The organism is Bradyrhizobium sp. 4 (assembly GCF_023100905.1).
Classification (GTDB): Bacteria; Pseudomonadota; Alphaproteobacteria; order Rhizobiales; family Xanthobacteraceae; genus Bradyrhizobium.
Genome location: NZ_CP064686.1, coordinates 5,559,106 through 5,577,002, shown reverse-complemented (window position 1 = coordinate 5,577,002; position 17,897 = coordinate 5,559,106). Strand labels below are relative to the sequence as shown.

The 17,897-nt window shown below is 64.1% G+C and carries 18 protein-coding genes and 1 pseudogene; 11 read left to right on the top strand and 8 right to left on the bottom strand.

Annotation, left to right across the window (positions count from 1 at the left end; genetic code table 11):
* The first annotated feature begins 618 nt into the window (after nucleotides 1–618).
* From IVB45_RS26595 to IVB45_RS26585, 3 genes are all read left to right on the top strand, one after another.
* Nucleotides 619–2,082, top strand: a complete 1,464-nt coding sequence (locus tag IVB45_RS26595; protein ID WP_247359143.1) for a GH1 family beta-glucosidase — start codon at nucleotides 619–621, stop codon at nucleotides 2,080–2,082.
* Between the two features lie 148 nt (nucleotides 2,083–2,230).
* Nucleotides 2,231–3,463, top strand: coding sequence for an acetyl-CoA C-acetyltransferase (locus IVB45_RS26590; RefSeq protein ID WP_247359145.1), 1,233 nt, complete (start codon nucleotides 2,231–2,233; stop codon nucleotides 3,461–3,463).
* A gap of 356 nt (nucleotides 3,464–3,819) precedes the next feature.
* A complete protein-coding gene (locus tag IVB45_RS26585) occupies nucleotides 3,820–4,122 on the top strand; it encodes an HU family DNA-binding protein (RefSeq protein WP_007601427.1) in 303 nt (100 codons plus the stop codon).
* A gap of 71 nt (nucleotides 4,123–4,193) precedes the next feature.
* On the opposite strand, the gene IVB45_RS26580 is transcribed toward IVB45_RS26585, so the two are convergent.
* The 5 genes from IVB45_RS26580 to IVB45_RS26560 form a co-directional block, all read right to left on the bottom strand.
* A complete protein-coding gene (locus tag IVB45_RS26580; RefSeq protein ID WP_247359147.1) occupies nucleotides 4,194–4,349 on the bottom strand; it encodes a hypothetical protein in 156 nt (51 codons plus the stop codon).
* A gap of 5 nt (nucleotides 4,350–4,354) precedes the next feature.
* A complete protein-coding gene (gene lon / locus IVB45_RS26575) occupies nucleotides 4,355–6,760 on the bottom strand; it encodes an endopeptidase La (RefSeq protein WP_247359149.1) in 2,406 nt (801 codons plus the stop codon).
* 8 nt (nucleotides 6,761–6,768) lie between these two features.
* Nucleotides 6,769–7,152 (bottom strand): Hsp20/alpha crystallin family protein, encoded by a 384-nt coding sequence (locus IVB45_RS26570; RefSeq protein WP_007601432.1) that lies wholly within the window; start codon nucleotides 7,150–7,152, stop codon nucleotides 6,769–6,771.
* Nucleotides 7,153–7,307: 155 nt separating this feature from the next.
* Nucleotides 7,308–7,874 carry a ferritin-like domain-containing protein gene (locus tag IVB45_RS26565; RefSeq protein WP_027566571.1) on the bottom strand — a complete coding sequence of 189 codons (567 nt, stop codon included), beginning with the start codon at nucleotides 7,872–7,874 and terminating at the stop codon, nucleotides 7,308–7,310.
* A 100-nt stretch (nucleotides 7,875–7,974) separates the two neighbouring features.
* Nucleotides 7,975–8,181: a hypothetical protein gene (locus IVB45_RS26560; RefSeq protein ID WP_027566572.1), complete on the bottom strand. Its 207-nt coding sequence runs from the start codon at nucleotides 8,179–8,181 to the stop codon at nucleotides 7,975–7,977.
* A gap of 89 nt (nucleotides 8,182–8,270) precedes the next feature.
* Between IVB45_RS26560 and IVB45_RS26555 the strand changes: the two genes are divergently transcribed.
* The 3 genes from IVB45_RS26555 (at nucleotide 8,271) to IVB45_RS26545 (ending at nucleotide 11,508) form a co-directional block, all read left to right on the top strand.
* On the top strand, nucleotides 8,271–8,897 hold the full coding sequence (locus IVB45_RS26555) for a MarC family protein (protein ID WP_027566573.1): 627 nt from the start codon (nucleotides 8,271–8,273) through the stop codon (nucleotides 8,895–8,897).
* A gap of 157 nt (nucleotides 8,898–9,054) precedes the next feature.
* Entirely contained in the window at nucleotides 9,055–9,708 is a 654-nt protein-coding gene (locus IVB45_RS26550; protein ID WP_247359150.1) for a class II aldolase/adducin family protein, read from the top strand.
* A gap of 12 nt (nucleotides 9,709–9,720) precedes the next feature.
* The gene (locus IVB45_RS26545) at nucleotides 9,721–11,508 is read left to right on the top strand and encodes a chloride channel protein (protein WP_247359153.1); all 1,788 of its coding nucleotides are present in this window, start codon (nucleotides 9,721–9,723) and stop codon (nucleotides 11,506–11,508) included.
* Nucleotides 11,509–11,558: 50 nt separating this feature from the next.
* On the opposite strand, the pseudogene IVB45_RS26540 reads toward IVB45_RS26545, so the two are convergent.
* Nucleotides 11,559–11,817 (bottom strand): annotated as a pseudogene (locus IVB45_RS26540) (DUF2798 domain-containing protein).
* A 288-nt stretch (nucleotides 11,818–12,105) separates the two neighbouring features.
* Between IVB45_RS26540 and IVB45_RS26535 the strand changes: the two are divergent.
* Nucleotides 12,106–12,495: a hypothetical protein gene (locus IVB45_RS26535; RefSeq protein ID WP_247359159.1), complete on the top strand. Its 390-nt coding sequence runs from the start codon at nucleotides 12,106–12,108 to the stop codon at nucleotides 12,493–12,495.
* A gap of 923 nt (nucleotides 12,496–13,418) precedes the next feature.
* On the opposite strand, the gene IVB45_RS26530 is transcribed toward IVB45_RS26535, so the two are convergent.
* The gene (locus IVB45_RS26530; RefSeq protein WP_247290554.1) at nucleotides 13,419–13,637 is read right to left on the bottom strand and encodes a hypothetical protein; all 219 of its coding nucleotides are present in this window, start codon (nucleotides 13,635–13,637) and stop codon (nucleotides 13,419–13,421) included.
* A gap of 228 nt (nucleotides 13,638–13,865) precedes the next feature.
* Between IVB45_RS26530 and IVB45_RS26525 the strand changes: the two genes are divergently transcribed.
* From IVB45_RS26525 to uraD, 4 genes are all read left to right on the top strand, one after another.
* A complete protein-coding gene (locus tag IVB45_RS26525) occupies nucleotides 13,866–14,144 on the top strand; it encodes a hypothetical protein (RefSeq protein ID WP_247356443.1) in 279 nt (92 codons plus the stop codon).
* 99 nt (nucleotides 14,145–14,243) lie between these two features.
* Entirely contained in the window at nucleotides 14,244–14,657 is a 414-nt protein-coding gene (locus IVB45_RS26520) for a DUF3830 family protein (protein ID WP_027566580.1), read from the top strand.
* On the top strand, nucleotides 14,658–15,593 hold the full coding sequence (puuE, locus tag IVB45_RS26515; RefSeq protein ID WP_247290552.1) for an allantoinase PuuE: 936 nt from the start codon (nucleotides 14,658–14,660) through the stop codon (nucleotides 15,591–15,593).
* Nucleotides 15,594–15,598: 5 nt separating this feature from the next.
* Entirely contained in the window at nucleotides 15,599–16,486 is an 888-nt protein-coding gene (gene uraD, locus IVB45_RS26510; protein ID WP_247290550.1) for a 2-oxo-4-hydroxy-4-carboxy-5-ureidoimidazoline decarboxylase, read from the top strand.
* Here uraD and IVB45_RS26505 read toward each other — a convergent pair.
* Nucleotides 16,483–17,880 (bottom strand): nucleobase:cation symporter-2 family protein, encoded by a 1,398-nt coding sequence (locus IVB45_RS26505; protein WP_247356445.1) that lies wholly within the window; start codon nucleotides 17,878–17,880, stop codon nucleotides 16,483–16,485. The two genes, uraD and IVB45_RS26505, sit on opposite strands and share 4 nt — an antisense overlap.
* Between the last annotated feature and the right edge of the window lie 17 nt (nucleotides 17,881–17,897).

Sequence of the window (17,897 nt, the reverse complement as noted above, 5' to 3'; positions counted from 1 at the left end):
TGCACTTGATGCGGTATCGGAGACGTCCATCGGACTCGATGGGCATATGCTGGACGATGGTGTAAATCATCGGCGGCTCAGTTGCGGCACGTCCTTGTGGGCCTTGGGGTTGGTGGCGAACGTCTTCATTCAGCTTGTAGGCATACGACATATATCTACCTCGAATTCACAGTGGCTCTGACGCGGGGTCAGTCGATGTATCCCTGGCGGGACAGGCGCTTGGTCAAGCGGAAGCGGTGACCACAGTCTCATGCGGTCAAACCGCGTCCTAAGTCAGCGTTCTCTTGCTTGACCGGTGCAGACAGACAATCGCCCAGAGCGGAGCGGCGATGGTTGCACCATACGCCATATTTTCGAACTTTGGTCGTAATTTCCGAGCGGTTTAGGGCATTCTGTGAGCCTACGGGCCCTCTTATCGAGGGGAACTGACAACTTCCTCGCCGGATTGGGCTGGTATTTCGGCTTTGGGGTAGCTCTGCCGACAATCGCCCTAGTCCCTTTCGGACAACTTTGTCGCATTCCGCAATCCTGCATCCTCGGCCCTCGGCTCGCCCGCTTCTCAAACGACCCGCGATTCGCCATGGTGCCGCCGAAAGAGCATCACCCGGAGCACTATCAATGTCGGACAAGGTCTCGCGCCGCCAGTTCGCCACGCTGGCGGGATTGTCCGCAGCCGGAATCGCCAATCCTCTTGAGGTCGCGGATGCCAAGCCCGCATCGTCCCCGCGGAGCGTGGACGGCTTTCCGGCGGGCTTTGTCTGGGGCACGGCGACCTCGTCCTATCAGGTCGAGGGCGCGGTCAACGAGGACGGGCGAGGGGCCTCGATCTGGGACAAGTTCGTTCGCATCCCCGGCAAGATCGAGGACGGCAGCACCGGCGACCGCGCCAACGAGCACTATCACCGCTACAAGGAAGACATCGCGCTCATCAGGGAGCTCGGCTGCAAGGCCTATCGCTTCTCGGTGGCCTGGCCGCGGCTGTTTCCGGACGGCGATGGCAAACCCAACCCGAAGGGGCTCGACTTCTACAACCGCCTGGTCGACGAACTCCTCAAGAACGGCATCGAGCCGTGGCTGACGCTCTATCATTGGGACCTGCCGCAATCGCTCCAGGACCGGTTTGGCGGCTGGCGCTCGACGGAGACCTGCAAGATTTTCGGTGATTACGCGGCCTATGTCGCCGAGCATCTGACTGATCGCGTCAAGAACGTGTTCACACTAAACGAGAGCGGTCGCTTCGTCCATTTCGGCTACGGCATCGGCATCGACGCGCCCGGCGTGATGCTGCCGCAAGCCGAGGTCAACCAGATCAGGCACAACAGCGCGCTCGCGCACGGGCTCGCGGTGCAGGCGGTGCGCGCCCATGGCCGCCGCGGCACCAGGGTGGGGCCGGCCGAGAACATCGATGCCTGCGCCCCCGCGATCGACACGCCGGAGAACGTCCGTGCCGCCGAGATCGCGCTGCGCGAGATGAACGCCGGCTATCTCAACGTCATCATGACGGGCCAGTACACCGACGCCTTCTTGAAGTTCGCCGGGCGCGACGCGCCGAAATACACCGATGCGGAGCTGAAGATCATCTCTTCGCCCGTCGATTTCCTCGGCCTCAACATCTACGCGCCGCAGAACTATGTGGTGGCGTCCGACCAGGGCGCGGGCTTCATGCCGCTGCCGATCCCGAAATCGTTCCCGCACATGAATTCGGACTGGCTGCGCGTCGGCCCCGAGACGATCTACTGGGTGCCGAAGCTGGCGGCGAAGATATGGAAGACGGACGCGATCTATATCAGCGAGAACGGCACCTCCGGCGACGACGTCGTGACGCCCGATGGCAAGATCTACGACACCGACCGCATCATGTATCTGCGCAACTACCTCGCTCAGCTCCAGCGCGCCACCGCCGAAGGCGTGCCGGTGCGCGGCTACTTCCTCTGGAGCCTGATGGACAATTTTGAATGGGTGTTCGGGCTCAACAAGCGCTTTGGGCTCTACCACGTCAATTTCGACACGCAGGTGCGTACGCCAAAACTCAGTGCCAGCTTCTATCGCAACGTGATCGCGAAGAACGCGGCGGGGGCGTGATTGCTCTCCCTCCCCCCGTTCTTGCGGAGGCGCGACGAGCTTGGCTTGCGCTGAGAGGGTGGGGTGAGGCGGTTCCGCCGACGCGCATTGACTCCCTTCGCACCTTGATTCAAAACGCCTCCAAGAATTCAAAAAGAGGATAACGCCAATGACCGACGCACTCATCATCGATGCCTGCCGGACCCCACGGGGCGTCGGCAAGGCCGGCAAGGGCGCACTCTCGGGCATTCATCCACAGCAGCTGGGAGCAACCGTGCTGCGCGCGCTCGCGACGCGCACCGGCATCGACACCGCCGATGTCGACGACATCATCTGGGGCTGCAGCGCGCAGGTCGCAACGCAAGGCGGCGATCTCGGCCGCATGTCGGCGCTGGACGCCGGCTACGACGTGCGCGCGAGTGCCGTGACGCTCGACCGCTTCTGCGGCTCCGGCATCACCAGCGTCAACATGGCCGCAAGCTCGATCATGGCGGGCGCGGAAGATCTCGTCGTCGCCGGCGGCTGCGAGATGATGTCGATGGAAGGACGTCGCGGCGGCGGCCCGATGATGATGGACAACGGCAATCTGCGCCTGCGTGCGCGGCATCCGCAGTCGCATCAGGGCGTCTGCGCCGACGCGATCGCGACCATGGAAGGCATCACGCGAAGGGACGTGGACGCGCTCGGCCTCGAAAGCCAGAAGCGCGCAGCCTTCGCGATCGCGAACGGCCACTTCAAGAAGAGTCTCGTGCCGGTGCATCGCGAGAACGGCAGCCTCGCGCTCGACCATGAAGAATATCCGCGGCCGCAGACCACGATGGAAGGGTTGAGCGCGTTGAAGCCCGCATTCCCCGCGGTCGCCGACTATGCGCTCGACGACAAGGGCACGACCTATCGCGGCCTGATCCTGCAGAAGTACCCCGAGCTCGAGATCGACTTCATGCACCACGCCGGCAACTCGTCCGGCGTGGTCGACGGCGCGGCTGCGATCCTGCTGGCGTCGCCAGCTTATGCCAAGGCGCATGGCCTGAAGCCGCGCGCGCGCGTGGTCGCGATGGCCAACATGGGGGACTCGCCGACCTTGATGCTGAACGCGCCGGTGCCGGCGACGCGCAAGGTGCTGGCGAAGGCGGGGCTGACCGTGGACGACATCGACCTGTTCGAGATCAACGAGGCCTTTGCCGTGGTTGCGGAAAAATACATCCGCGACCTCAAGCTCGACCGCGCCCGGGTCAACGTCAATGGCGGCTCGATCGCACTCGGCCATCCCATCGGCGCCACCGGCTCGATCCTGATCGGCACCTTGCTCGACGAGCTCGAGCGGCGCGACTTGAAGCGCGGTCTCGTCACCATGTGCGCGGCCGGTGGCATGGCCCCGGCCGTCATCATCGAACGTATCTAGCGCGAGCGAAGCTCGTCGGGCTCCTTAGAAATAAGGGAAAGAAAGTACCCGCGATCGCCGCATCCCGACGGTCTAGCCTTATTTCCAGGGTGAATCGCGACCCGCCTTTCACAAAGAGGCCGGTCGTCGCTTGTCGAAAGCATCGAATCAGCTTTAGCAAGGCTGCGTGCGGGCCTTTGAAACAAGGTAAAATCCGCTGCCTGAGGCTTCTCCCGCTCCGGAAGTGGCTAAAAAGCAGGGTTTTTTGCCACAGAGGGCCAAAAAAGCCCGTAAAACCCCGACAAAACTGTGCAGAAGGCTATAGGCCTTCACCGGTTGGTCTAATATGCAGCCGTCAACGAATCAGAGGAGACACGATGGCCACCCAAATGTCGAAATCGCAGCTGATCGAAAAGATCGCGACCACCACCGAGCTTTCCAAGCGTGACGTCAAGAGCGTCATGGAGACGCTGACCGACGTCGGCCACAAGGAGCTCAAGAAGAACGGCCTGTTCCTGGTGCCGGGCTTCGCCAAGTTCGTGGTCATCAAGAAGCCCGCGACCAAGGCGCGCAAGGGCACCAACCCGTTCACGGGCGAAGAGATGATGTTCAAGGCCAAGCCGGCCCGGAAGATCGTCCGCGCCCGCCCGGTCAAGGCCGCCAAGGACGCCGTGGGCTAACAACGCAAAGGCCCCCTCGCGTGGAGGGGGCCTTTTGTTCGGGGCTGTCGCGAGGACTTGAGACGGAGGGCTCAACCCTTGCGGCGCTTCGCGCGAACCGGGATCGGCTGAAGCCGCGGTCCTGATGCCGCCAGCGCATCGCGAACCCCGTCGATGGTGCGATCGAGCAACTGGCGCAGCCGTTGCGTTGTCCGCGATCGCTTCGCTCTTTCCAGCAGTTTTTTCATCGCATTCACTCCGCCGCTTCGACCTTGGCCTCGATCTTGGCCTCGGCCGGCTCGAGCGCCGCGGCGATGGCTTCGTCGACGCGCTCAAGCCAGATGAATTCGAGGTTATCCCGCGCGCTCTGCGGGATGTCGTCGTAGTCCCGCTTGTTGCGCGCCGGCAGCATCACCCGCTTCAGGCCCGCGGCCGCAGCCGCCACCACCTTCTCCTTGATGCCGCCGACCGGGAGCACCAGGCCGCGCAGCGAGATCTCGCCGGTCATGGCGGTGTCGCTGCGCACCGTGCGGTTGGTGAGCAGGGACGTCAGCGCCGTGAACATCGCAACGCCCGCGCTCGGCCCGTCCTTCGGGGTCGCGCCTGCGGGCACGTGAACGTGGATGTCGCTCTTTTCGAACAGCTGCGGATCGATGCCCAGCTGCGTGGCCTTGCTCTTCACCAGCGTCATCGCAGCCTGCACGCTCTCGCGCATGACCTCGCCGAGCTGGCCGGTCAGGATCATCCCGCCGCGACCGGATACCCGCGAGGCCTCGATGAACAGGATGTCGCCACCGACCGGCGTCCAGGCAAGGCCGGTGGCCACGCCTGGGATGCTGGTGCGCTGCGCGATCTCGCCTTCGAAGCGCGGCTGGCCGAGCACGGTGCCGATATCCTTCGGCGCCACGACGACCTTGGCAGCCGTGCCTTCGGCGACCTGCACGGCAGCATGGCGGAACAGCTTGCCGATCTCGCGCTCGAGGTTACGCACGCCGGCTTCGCGGGTGTAGCCCTTGACCACCAGTTGCAGCGCCTCCGGCTCGATCTCGGCTTGCTCCGGCGTCAAGCCATTGGCCTCGAGCTGCCGCCGCACCAGATAGCGCTTCGCGATCTCCAGCTTCTCTTCCTGGGTGTAGCCGGTGAGGCTGATCAGCTCCATGCGGTCCAGCAACGGACCCGGGATCTGGTCCAGCATGTTGGCGGTCGCGATGAACACCACGCGCGATAGGTCGAAGGGCACGCCCAGGTAATTATCCCGGAACGTCCCGTTCTGCTCGGGGTCGAGCACCTCCAGCATCGCTGCGGAAGGATCGCCCTGCACGCCGCGGCCCATCTTGTCGATCTCGTCCAGCATCATGACGCAGTTCCGGGTGCCGGCCTTCTTGATGCCCTGGATGATGTTGCCGGGCAGCGCGCCGATATAGGTGCGCCGATGGCCGCGGATCTCGGCCTCGTCATGCACGCCGCCGAGGCTGACGCGCACGAAGGGACGATCCATCGCGCGTGCGATGGATTGGCCGAGCGAGGTCTTGCCGACCCCGGGCGGTCCGACGAAGCACAGGATCGGCGCCTTGCCCTGCGGCGCCAGCTTGCGCACCGCCAGATATTCGATGATCCGGCTCTTGATCTTCTCCAGGCCAAAGTGATCGGCATCGAGGATGCGGCGCGCTTCCTTGATGTCGATCGGCTTCTCCGCGGGCAGCGCCCACGGCAGCTCGATCAGCCAGTCCAGGTAAGTGCGGACCATGCCGGCCTCGCCGGCGGCCTCCGGCATGCGCTCGTAGCGGCGCAGCTCCTTCTTCGCATGAGCGTCCGCCTCGGGCGGCATGTTGGCCTTGGCTATGGCAGCGGTCAGCTCGGCGACCTCGGCCGCCTTGCCGTCGCCTTCGCCGAGCTGGCGCTGGATGGTCGCCATCTGCTCGCGCAGGATCGCTTCGCGCTGCCGCTCGTCGAAGCTGGCGCGGGTCTGCTGGCCGATCTCGTTGCTGATGCGCAGCACCTCCAGCCGTTCGGCCAGATGCTTCGACACCTTCTCGACACGCAGAGCGAGGTCGATGGTCTCCAGCACCTCCTGCTTGTCCTGCGGCTTGATGTCCATGAACGAGGTCGCCAGGTCCGCCAGCGCGCCGGGCGCGGTGGTGCCCTGGAACATCGCGATCAGTTCGGGCGGTGCCTGCGGCAGCAGCTCGATCGCCTCGATGGCCTGGCGCTGCAGGTTCAGCCCGCGGGCCTCGATCTCGGGCGTGCTCGTGGTCGGCTCCGGAATCTGCTGGATCCGCGCGGCCGGGAACGGCGTCCCCGGCAGGAAGTCGAGGATGCGCGCGCGCTGCACGCCTTGGCAAACGATGTGATGGGTGCCGTCGGGCGCGGTGATGTAGCGCACGATGTTGGCGATGGTCGCGACCCGATAGAGGTCGTCCGGTCCGGGCTCCTCGGTCTCGGGGCTGCGTTGCAGGACGATGCCGACCGGCCGCTGCTCGCGCAGCGCCTGTTGCGCGGCGGCGACCGACTTCGGCCGCGCGATCGCGATCGGCGCGATGGCGCCGGGGAACAGCACCATCTCGCGCACGGGGATGATGATCAGCGCGTCTTCGGGGATTTTCACGTCGGAATTGCTCTGGGGACTTGTCTGTGCGGTATTCATTGGTTCGGTGGCCATGATCGACCTCAGGATTTGGCGAGGCGCAGCGCGACGCAGCCGTCCATCACGAAGCGGCTGATGGCGTAGCGGCCAACGGGCAATGCAATGCGGCGCTCAAAACGCCCCTGCGGCAGTTCGAGCCGGTGGATGCGGGCGTTGCGAAGCTCCGGCGGAAGGGTGCGCTGGCCGGAGATGACGAGCACGCCGTCATGGATGACAGTCTCGACATTGTCGGGATTGACGCCGGGAAGCGCGACCAGGATCAGGAGCTCATGCTCGGTTTCGAGCACGTCGATCGGCGGCTCCCAGCAGGCTTCCTGGCGGCCGAACTGCTGGCGCAGCCGTTCGGCGCGGGTCAGCGAGTCCAGGGCTTCGGACAGCATCCAGTCGAGGGGATTTTTGGGTTGCATGATGCAGGCTCGGCGGTGGGGAACGCTGAATATGGGGCCGGTTCCCAAGAATTCCAGCCCGGCGGCGCGGAGGTGCCATGCGGATCGTGCGATCCGAAAAGACAAGCGCCGCGGCCTTCCAGACCGCGGCGCTCCGTTGTCACGCGATGTGCGGCTCAGGCCGCCTGGCGGTATTCCTCTTCCGCCTCGAGGTTGATCACGGAGGTGGCGAGCTCGGTCAGCGCGTGATCGGTCGCCTCTTCCTCGTCCAGCGTCGCCTGCAGCAGCCTTGCGGCGTCCTGCATGCCGAGCTCCTCAGCCCAGGTGCGCAAGGTGCCGTAGCGGGAGATTTCGTAATGCTCGACCGCCTGCGCGGCTGCGAGCAGACCGGCGTCGAGCGCAGGCGCGTTCTTGAACTCCTTCATGATCTCGGCGCCTTCGTCGGTGATGCCGTTGATCGCTTCGCAAGGCTTGCCGCGGGCCGGCTTGCCTAGCATTTTGAAGATCTGGTCCAGACGTTTGACCTGACCCTGCGTTTCGCGCAGATGCTTGTTGAAAGCCGCCGCGAGCTCCTTCGAGTTGGCAGCCTTGGCCATCTTGGGCAAGGTCTTGATGATCTTGTTCTCGGCGAAATAGATGTCCTTGAGCGTTTCCAGGAATAGGTCGCTCAACATCTTCGGCGCCTGACGGGCACGGCCCGTCGACGATTTCTTGGTTGTGCGCTTCTTTGCTTTCTTGGCCATACATCCTCCTCTTGAGGTGACACGCGAAGGCATCGCCTTCCGCAATCCTCAGGCGATCAAAAGCTTTCGGAGAACGAAAGTTCCAAACGGCAACCTGCGCTCAGGTCGGACGCTTGTAGGGATCTTCCTGCCGCTGCCGCGCCTCGGTGTTGCGGTCAAGCTGCGCGCGCTCGTGGCGCCGCAGGCGCCCCGCCTTCGCCACGCCGTAGACGAGGACCGCACCCAGCACGAAGGCTCCGATGAACCAGAGCCAGAGCAGGTTGCCCGAAAGCTGGCCCAGCAACATTCCAATTCCACTGTCGCTCATTGTGCATCTCCGGTGATTTTCAAAGCGGTTCTGTCGGGCTAAGTCACTCCGCCAGCCATCGTTCCTGCGTCCAGGGAGCCCACCGAGACATGATCGACTTCACCTTATCTGCGTTCGTGACGCTGCTGCTCGTGGTCGATCCCGTGGGCCTTGCGCCGGCCTTCCTTGCCGCGACCGGAGGTATGCCCGACAAGACCAAGCGCACCATCGCGCTGCGCGCGCCGCTGATTGCGGCGTCGATCCTGGTGGTGATCGCCCTGATCGGAAACTGGCTGCTGCGCCAGCTCGGGATCGGCATCCCCGCCTTCCAGATCGCCGGCGGACTGCTGCTGTTCGGCGTGTCCTACCAGATGATCTTCGGCGACCGTCCGCATCGCGAGGCTCGCGAGGCCGACAAGGCAAGCTCCGAGCATGCCTCCGACGTCGCGGTATTCCCGCTGGCGATCCCGATGATGGCCGGTCCCGGCGCGATCGCGACCACGCTGCTCCTGACGGGCGATGCCGGCTACGGTCCGAGGCTCGCGATCATCATCGCGGTCGTGCTCTCGGTGTGCCTGCTCTGCACGCTCTGCTTTATCTTCGCGAACATGATCGCGCGGAGCCTTGGACGCACCGGCAACGCCGTCCTCTCACGCGTGCTCGGCATGCTGCTCGCGGCCTATTCGGTGCAGTTCGTGATCAATGGGATCGCAGCGGTCCGGGCGAGCTTGCCGTAGAGCTGCGACAATTGTTAATGCGTTGATTTTCATGTTTATTTCATGATGCCACGCGGCGGCTGGCGGGCTCGCGCGCGATCCGGCCCGCTTTCTCTTGCGCTGCCATATTGCTTGACGTACTCCCCGTCTGACAGGCGCCCATCGTCAGGAAATCGAGATGTCGATGACAGCGGACGAGCTCGACAAGAGACTGGCCATCATCGGCGCCTGCCGCCGCATGAACGCGCTCGGCATCAACCAGGGCACCTCGGGCAATATCAGCGTCCGGCATGTGGACGGGCTTCTGGTGACCCCGACCAGCGTGCCCTACGACGCCATGACGCCGGACCAGATCGTGTTCATGACCATGGACGGCTCGCACGCGCCCGATCAGAAGCCGTCCAGCGAGTGGCGCTTCCACCTCGACATCCTGAAGGCCCGGCCCGAAATCAACGCTGTCGTCCACGCCCATCCGACCTATTGCACCATCTTGGCGATCATGGGCCTGGAGATCCCGCCCGTGCACTACATGATCGCGGCCGCCGGCGGCGACAGCATCCGCTGCGCGCCCTATGCCACCTTCGGAACGATGGAGCTGTCCGAGCATGCCGTTCGGGCGCTGGAGGGCCGGCTTGCCTGCCTGCTCGACCATCACGGCATGATCGCGATCGGGAAGTCGCTGGACAAGGCGATGTGGCTCGCCGTCGAGGCCGAGACGCTGGCGCGGCAATATCACGGCTGTCTCCAGATCGGAGAGCCGCCGCTGCTGTCGAGCGCCGAGATCGAGCGGGTCCGCCAGCGCATGTCCGGCTACGGCATGTCGGAAGGGTAGGGCGGGCAGAAAGTGTTCCTGCGGATCAGACATCTCGCCGACCGCAAGGGGACGAACCGCGTCATGGTTCGGCTGCGGGCGCTGCTGCGCAGCAACGAATTCTATCTGATCCCGCTGGCGCTGGTGATCGGCACGCTTGCCGGCGCCATCGTGACGCTGATGGCCGAGATTGCACAGATCGCCCATATGGTGATCTACGGCATTCCCATCGATGTCCGCCTGTCTGCCAATACCAGCGTCAGTCCTTGGGCCGCGCTGATTGCGCCCGCGCTGGGTGGATTGGCGCTCGGTATCATGGAGTGGTGGCGGCGACGGCTCAAGCTCTCCAGTGCGGTCGATCCGATCGAGGCGAACGCGCTGCGTGGCGGCAATCTGTCGATGCGCGACAGCATGGTGGTGTCGAGCCAGACGTTGATCTCGAACGGTTGCGGCGCCTCAGTCGGCCTCGAGGCCGGCTATACCCAGATCGGCTCGGGCATCGCCTCGCTGCTCGGCAAGTTCTTCAATCTGCGACGCAACGATCTGCGCCTGATCGTCGGCTGCGGCGCCGCTGCGGCGATCGCGGCGGCCTTCGGTGCACCGATCACGGGCGCCTTCTACGCCTGCGAGCTCATCGTTGGCGTCTATTCGGTCGGCAGCGCCGCGCCGATCCTCGCCGCCTCGCTCGCCGGTGCGCTGACCGCGCAATGGCTCGGCGGCGCGCCATACTCGCTCGAAATCCCCAAGGTCAGCGCCGTCGGCGTCGAGCAATATCTGGCGCTGATCGGGCTCGCCCTCGTCACCAGCGGCGTCGGCATCGCCGTGATGCGCTCGTCCTCGATGTTCGAGCGCCTGTTCAAATGGCTGCCGGTCTGGCTGCGCCCGGTGATCGGCGGCCTCATCGTCGGGGGCTTTGCGATTGTCACGCCGCAGGTGCTGGCGGCCGGCCACGGCGCGATGGTGCTCGATCTCTTTCACGACATGACGATCGGCCTGATCGCGCTGATCATCGCCTTGAAGGTGACGGCCTGCCTGATCTCGCTCGCCTCCGGCTTCCGCGGCGGGCTGTTCTTTGCCTCGCTGTTCGTCGGGAGCCTGATCGGAAAGTTCTTTGCCGCGGTGCTGGTCTTGATCAGCCCGAACTTCGTGATCGATCCGCTGGTCGCGATGCTGACGGGCATGGCGACGCTCGGTGTCGCCATCGTCGGCGGTCCCTTGACCATGTCGTTCCTCGTGCTCGAGATGACCCGCAACGTCGACGTCACCGCCGTGGTGCTGGCCGGCTGCATCGTCACCTCGATCTGCGTCCGCTTCATGTTCGGACACTCCTTCTCGACCTGGCGCCTGCATCTGCGCGGCGAGACCATCCGCAGCGCCAACGACGTCGGCTGGCTGCGCAACCTCACCGTCGAGCGGCTGATGCGCTCCGATGTCGGCAAGGTGCCGTCGACCACGACGATCGCCGCGGTCCGCCGTGAATTCGCGCTGGGCTCGCGGCCCGGGATCGTCATCGTCAACAATGCGGACGAATATGTCGGCCTCGTCCTGCTGCCCGACCTGTTCTCCGGCGACCTCGACAGCATCGCCGACGAGATCCAGGTGATCGAGCTCGCGCGCCTGACCGAGATCGTGCTGATCCCGGAAATGAACGTGAAATCGGCGATGGCGGTGTTCGACGAGGCGGAGGCCGAAATGCTGGCGGTGGTCGATTCCACCGACAGCCGCAAGGTGGTCGGCTTCCTCACTGAGACCTTCGTCCGGCGCCGCTATGTCGAGGAGATCGACAAGGCGACGCGCGGCGTGCTCGGGGCGCTGTCGTAAGGTCATGCGGAAGCGGGACGGCGTGCATCATGCGCCGCCGTCCGCGCCCGCTATCGGCCCGATTGGGAGGGAACGGCAACGACGCTAGCCACGATCCGGCGGACCAGCGGCAGCACCATCAGCAGCGTCGGAAACGCGACGAGCCATTGACAGCGCCCAGGCGCCCGGCCAGGTCGCGAGAAACGCCGGCGTTGCGCCGAGGCTTCGAAGCGTGGAAATGACCGACACCACGGCCGTCATGAGGATGGACAGCACGAATGGCATCACGATCGGCGCATAGCGCGCCGGCAGTTTGCGAACCGCAATCATCTGATTTCTCTTTGGAATAGGACGCGTCAGTCACGGTGAACCCAAAAATGGCATCGATCCCGACGACGTCGGTTGATGCGTTGGTTCACGTAAAACGCTTACGGCGACCGAAAAACGGTGCGTCCGTTCATTATCCGCTCATGTTGGATGGTTCAAGCTGGATGTGGACGTTCGGTTTACAATCGTTCAAAGCGTGGCAGATTGCCGCGATCACGAAACCATTTCAGTGGTTTGTGCATTAGGTCTTGTTTGATTATGTCGCTTTGAGCGAGAACAGGGAAGGTCACGATGAATAAAGGACCGATGATTTCTGCAGCCGGCCGCAACGCTGTGTTGGCGGTTTTCGCAAGTCTCGCTCTGATTACGGCCTCTATCACGCCTTCGGCTGCCGACTCGCCCGCGCCCACCAAGGCCGCTGCCGCGGGCCCGGCCGCTCCGGCTGCCACCGATTTCAGCGCCGCTCGCCGCCACCGCTATTATCGACGAGGTCCGAACGCTGCAGGTCTCGCCTTCATGGGCGTGGCGGCAGGTCTGATCGGCGGCGCGATCGCAGAGAGCAGACGCCAAGAGTACTACGAGGACCGCTATAATTACGGACCCCGTCCTTACTACGGCGGCCAGGGATATTACGGCGGCGGTCCCTATTATGGTCCGCGTGGCTATTATCAGCCGTATTAGGCGCCTGTCCTCGCCGCAGTCTTGATTGCGCCAAAGGGGCGGTGTTTTGCGCCGCCCCTTGTTGCTTCTACGCGAGGCGTGTCATTGCGCGGCCTGTGTCGCGGGCGCGTCAATCCCCTTCGGGAAAAATATTCCACTTTACCGAAATTCGGAAATGGCGTATGTGTCGCCCATCCCGGCTCATCCTTGAGGGGCGATCTTGTGGTCGTCACGTTCGCGAGCCGGGCTTGCGGTGGACGCGGCAGCGTTCGGGTGCGAGGCGTGGGGCAGGGCGGATTGCTTTCCGTGAGCCCAAGGCTTCGTTCCGACGAGCGGCGCTGCTAGGCTTCGTCTCGTCATCAGGTCGGCGGCAACGTGCACAACGTCGTCGAAACCGGTGACGAAATGGCGGGCCGTGCGTACGGCAAAACCGTGTGGTCCTGGCCGTCGTTGCTACGGTCAAGCTCTGGCGGATGCGGCACTTGCGTCAACCGGCGTGGTGTCGGTGAATTTCGCGAGGGTGAGGGAGGCCAAAAGGAACTCGGCTCCCGGGAGAGCACGGCATAAGCCGTCCAATCATCGCGCAGGGAAGGCCGAGTGATTGGCTACACCTGTATGCTGCTGTGCGGTTTTCCTGCGTGTGCTTTTCGCGCAGCGGACCGCGGGTGCCAGCCGGCACCCGGCCTTCCCTGCGCCCTCTTGGACAAGAGGGTGAAGCGACGAAGCAAAGCTCGGGCGAAATCAGCCGCGAGGCTGCGAAGCTGTGTCTGCTTCAAAAATGCGAGCTGGAAGCGTGGCGCTGCCGCCTCATACTTCGTCATTGCGAGCGCAGCGAAGCAATCCAGAAATGCATCCGGGGAGAATGTCTGGATTGCTTCGTCGCAAGAGCTCCTCGCAATGGCGACGTGGAGGCAGTTTCGCTTGATCGCGCTAGGCTTCCCGCATCACCGTCCCGCTGGTGCAGACATCGCGCCGTTGGAATAGCGCGACCAGGCGGGCTCGGTCCGTTGTGATGGCCAGAGCGCGGCGTTGGAGTCGCGCACCGACTGGGTGATGGGATGGGGCTGCGCCTTGCGGACATGACGGCGGTCGTTCGCCGCGGCGATTTGGATCGTGGCGGCGGCAATCAGCGTCGCGCCGAGAATGATGAAAGTCTTTTGCATTGTTTCTTTCTCCCGTGACGACAGCCCGGCTGTGAGATTGTGTGTTTGTGTGCTCGCCGTCGCGGCTGACATGGCGACGCGCCCAGCCGATATCAGCGCTCGCGACATCACATTGGGGCGAGCCAATTTTCTAGCCTCGGCTAAATATTCGGCAATCGCGCCCGTTGCACCGGTGGACTTGCTCCCTCCAATCCGGTTCAATGGGCCAGATCTAGTTTTCAGGCGACAATGATGTCGAAATATCTGCTGGTCCTTCTGCTGATCGCTGCGCCAGCGGTGGCGCAGGTCAAGCTGACCCCAAAAAAATCGGTGGCGCATCCGGACTCCTGCGCGCCGATCGGGCATACCGCGGACGGCAAGCTGGTCTATTCCATGAAATGCGAGAATTTGCCGGTGCCGCCTCCGCCGCCGCAGGCGGAACTGAGGGAGGCGCCGCAGCCCGCCGCCGAGCCGGAGCCCGAGACGCGGCGGAGTGGCGTTTTCGGCTGGTCCTACGACCGCAGGTAACTTGAGGTGACTTGCCGCGCCCCTTGCGCGAAGCCCGATGGAATGCTCTTTGCCTGAAAATTCCCCGTGGGGCCACCGCCCCCGATCCAGAGAGATGAGATGAGCAAACTCGTTATCCGTGCCGGCGACTTCACCTTCGATGCCCGTTTCGAGGAGCAAGCGGCGCCCAAGACTGTCGCCGCGTTCCGCAAGGCGCTGCCGTTCGAAAGCCACATCATCCACGTGCGCTGGAGCGGCGAGGGCGTGTGGATGCCGCTCGGCGACCTCGATTTCGGTGTCGGCTACGAGAACCACACCAGCTATCCCGCGCCCGGCCAGATCATCCTCTATCCCGGCGGCATCAGCGAGACCGAGATCCTGATGGCCTATGGCGGCGTGCACTTCGCGAGCAAGATGGGGCAGCTCGCCGGCAACCATTTCATCACGCTGACCTCCGGCCTGGAGAATTTGGCGACGCTCGGCAAGAGCGTGCTGTGGAAGGGCGCGCTGCCGATCCGCTTCGAGGAAGTCTGAGTGACTGGTACCCGCTACCCGCGCGATCTCCGCGGTTACGGCCGCAACCCGCCGCATCCGCAATGGCCCGGCAACGCGCGGGTCGCGGTGCAGTTCGTCGTCAATTTCGAGGAGGGCAGCGAAAACAACATCCTGCATGGCGACCCGGCCTCGGAAGCATTCCTGTCCGACGTGCTCGGCGCTCAGCCTTGGCCCGGCCAGCGCCACGCCAATATCGAATCGATGTTCGAATATGGCTCGCGCGCCGGCTTCTGGCGGCTGTGGCGGATGTTCGGCGAGCGGAAGTGGCCGACCACCGTGTTCGGTGTCGCCACAGCGCTGAAGCGCAATCCGGAAATCGTTGCTGCCATGAAGGAGGCGGGCTGGGACATCGCCAGCCACAGCCTGAAGTGGATCGAGCACAGGGACATGACCGAGGCGCAGGAGCGGGCGGAGATCGCGGAAGCGATCCGCGTCCACACCGCCGCGACAGGCTCGCGTCCGCTCGGCTGGTATACCGGACGCTCCTCGATCAACACCAACCGTCTGTTGATGGAGGAGGGCGGCTTCCTCTATCTCAGCGATTCCTATGCCGATGATCTGCCCTATTGGATCAAGGGCGCGAGCGGCAAGCAGCTCGTCATTCCCTATACGCTCGACGCCAACGACATGCGCTTCATCAACCCGCAAGGATTTGCCGAAGGCGAGCAGTTCTTCACCTATTTGAAGGATGCCTTCGACGTGCTCTATGCCGAAGGCGAGAGCGCGCCGAAGATGATGTCGGTCGGCCTGCACTGTCGTCTCGCCGGTCGCCCCGGCCGTGCGGCGGGGCTGATCCGCTTCCTCGACTACATCGGCAAGCACGACCGCGTCTGGGTGCCGACACGGTTGCAGATCGCCCAGCATTGGCACGACAAGCTCGCGCACCTTGCGGCCGATGCATTCGAGATCGGGTGAGGACGATGTCGCAGATATCGCTGTCTGATCTCAATGCCGCCGATGAAGCCGATTTCGTTGCCGCGCTCGCCAACGTCGTTGAATATTCGCCGTGGATCGCCGGGCAACTGGCCGCGAAGCGACCGTTCGCCGGCATCAACCAGTTGCACGCCGCGCTGGTGGCGGCGATCCAGAGTGCCGAACCCGACGTGCAATTGGCGCTGATCCGGGCGCATCCGGACCTCGCCAACAAGACCCAGCGCGCGGCGGGGCTCACCGCGGAATCGACCGAGGAGCAGAACAGCGCCGGCCTCGACCGGCTGTCGGATGCCGAATACGCGGCGTTCGAGCGCGTCAGCAATGCCTATCGCGAGAAGTTCGACATCCCCTATATCGTCTGCGTGCGCCGTCACACCAAAGATTCCGTGCTGCGCGATTTCGAGACGCGGTTGCGCAATATCGCCAAGACCGAGACGCGGCGTGCGATCGAGGAGATTGGCCGCATCTCGGCTTTGCGGCTCGATCAACTCGTCGCAGCCGATGACAAGCTCAAGGTCCACGGCCGGCTCTCGACCCATGTGCTGGACAACCACGTCGGCAAACCTGCGCCAGGCATTCCGGTCGAACTGATCGAGCTCGCGAACCTCGGCGAGAGCCGCGTGATAGCGCGCGCGGTGACCAATGCGGACGGCCGCACCGACCAGCCGTTGATCGGCGGCCGTCCGCTTCCGATCGGCCGCTACGAGCTTCGCTTCAGCGTGGCCAAATATTACGCCGAGCGCAACGTGCAGCTCTCTGACCCGCCGTTTCTCGACGAAATCCCGCTTCGTTTCGCGATCAGCGAGCCGGAGAGCCACTACCACGTGCCGTTGCTCGTCACGCCGTGGAGCTATTCGACCTATCGCGGTAGTTAAACATGTTGCGCGGATGAGGCGACCGCTGCTGCATCCGCTTCCGCGGCTGCGCCGCCGCTCAATCCGTTGAAGAAGGCGTTGAGCAGCACGGAGACGATCGCACAGAGCAGAATGCCTGACTCCAGCAGCGGCTGGAGATCGTGCGGTAAATTCCTGAAGAAGCCGGGTGCGGCGAGCGGGATCAGGCCGAAGCCGATCGAGATCGCGACGATGAAGAGATTGTAGCGATTGTTGCGGAAGTCGACCGAGGTGAGGATGCGTGCGCCTGTCGCGGCGACCATGCCGAACATCACGAGGCCGGCGCCGCCGAGCACGACCATCGGCACGGCCTCGACCAGCGCGGCGAGCTTCGGCAACAGGCCGAGCACGAGCATGATGAAGCCGCCCGTGACCGTCACCCAGCGCGAGCGCACGCCGGTGACCGAGACGAGGCCGACATTCTGCGAGAACGACGTGTACGGGAAGGTGTTGAAGATGCCGCCGAGCAGCGTGCCGACGCCGTCGGCGCGCAGGCCTCGGCTCAGGGCATCGCGATCGACCGTCTTGCCGGTGATGTCGCCGAGCGCGAGGAACATGCCGAGCGATTCGATCATCACGACGACCATGACGACGCACATGGTGATAACAGATACCAGATGGAATTGCGGCATGCCGAAGCGGAACGGGATCACGATGGCGCCCCAGGAGGCCGCAGCGACCTTGTCAAAATGCATCACGCCCAGAATGCTCGCGAGCACGGCGCCGGCGATGATGCCAAGCAGCACGGAGACGTTGGCGAGAAAGCCGGTGCCCCATTTGATCAGGCCGAGAATGAAGAGCAGCACGAACAGCGAGATGCCGAGCCCCTGCAACTGTCCGTAAGCCGGATTGGGAAAGCTGCCGGCGACGCCGTCCACCATCCTGGTCAGCGTCGGCAGGCCGCCGCCGGCCCAGTTGATGCCGACCCGCATCAAGGAGATTCCAATGACGAGAATGATGCTGCCGGTGACGACGGGCGGAAATAGCGGCAACAGCCGGCTGACGAACGGCGCTGCGACAACGCCAAACAGGCCGGCGGCGATCACCGAACCGTAGATGCCGAGCAGGCCGATGTCAGGTGAAGCCGCCATCGACAGCATCGGACCGACGGATGCGAAGGTCACGCCCATCATCACGGGCAGGCGGATGCCGACGTCGGGAAAACCAAGGCATTGCACCAGCGTCGCGAGTCCGCAGGCGAACAGGTCGGCACTGATCAGGAAAGCGACATCCTCCGGCGGCAATTTGAGTGCGCGCCCGATGATCAGGGGCACCGCGACCGCGCCGGCATACATCACCAGCACATGCTGAAGCCCGAGCGCGAGCAGGCGCGGGACCGGCAAGACCTCGTCGACGGGATGCACTTCGCTGCTCATGGATCAATCCCCCGAAA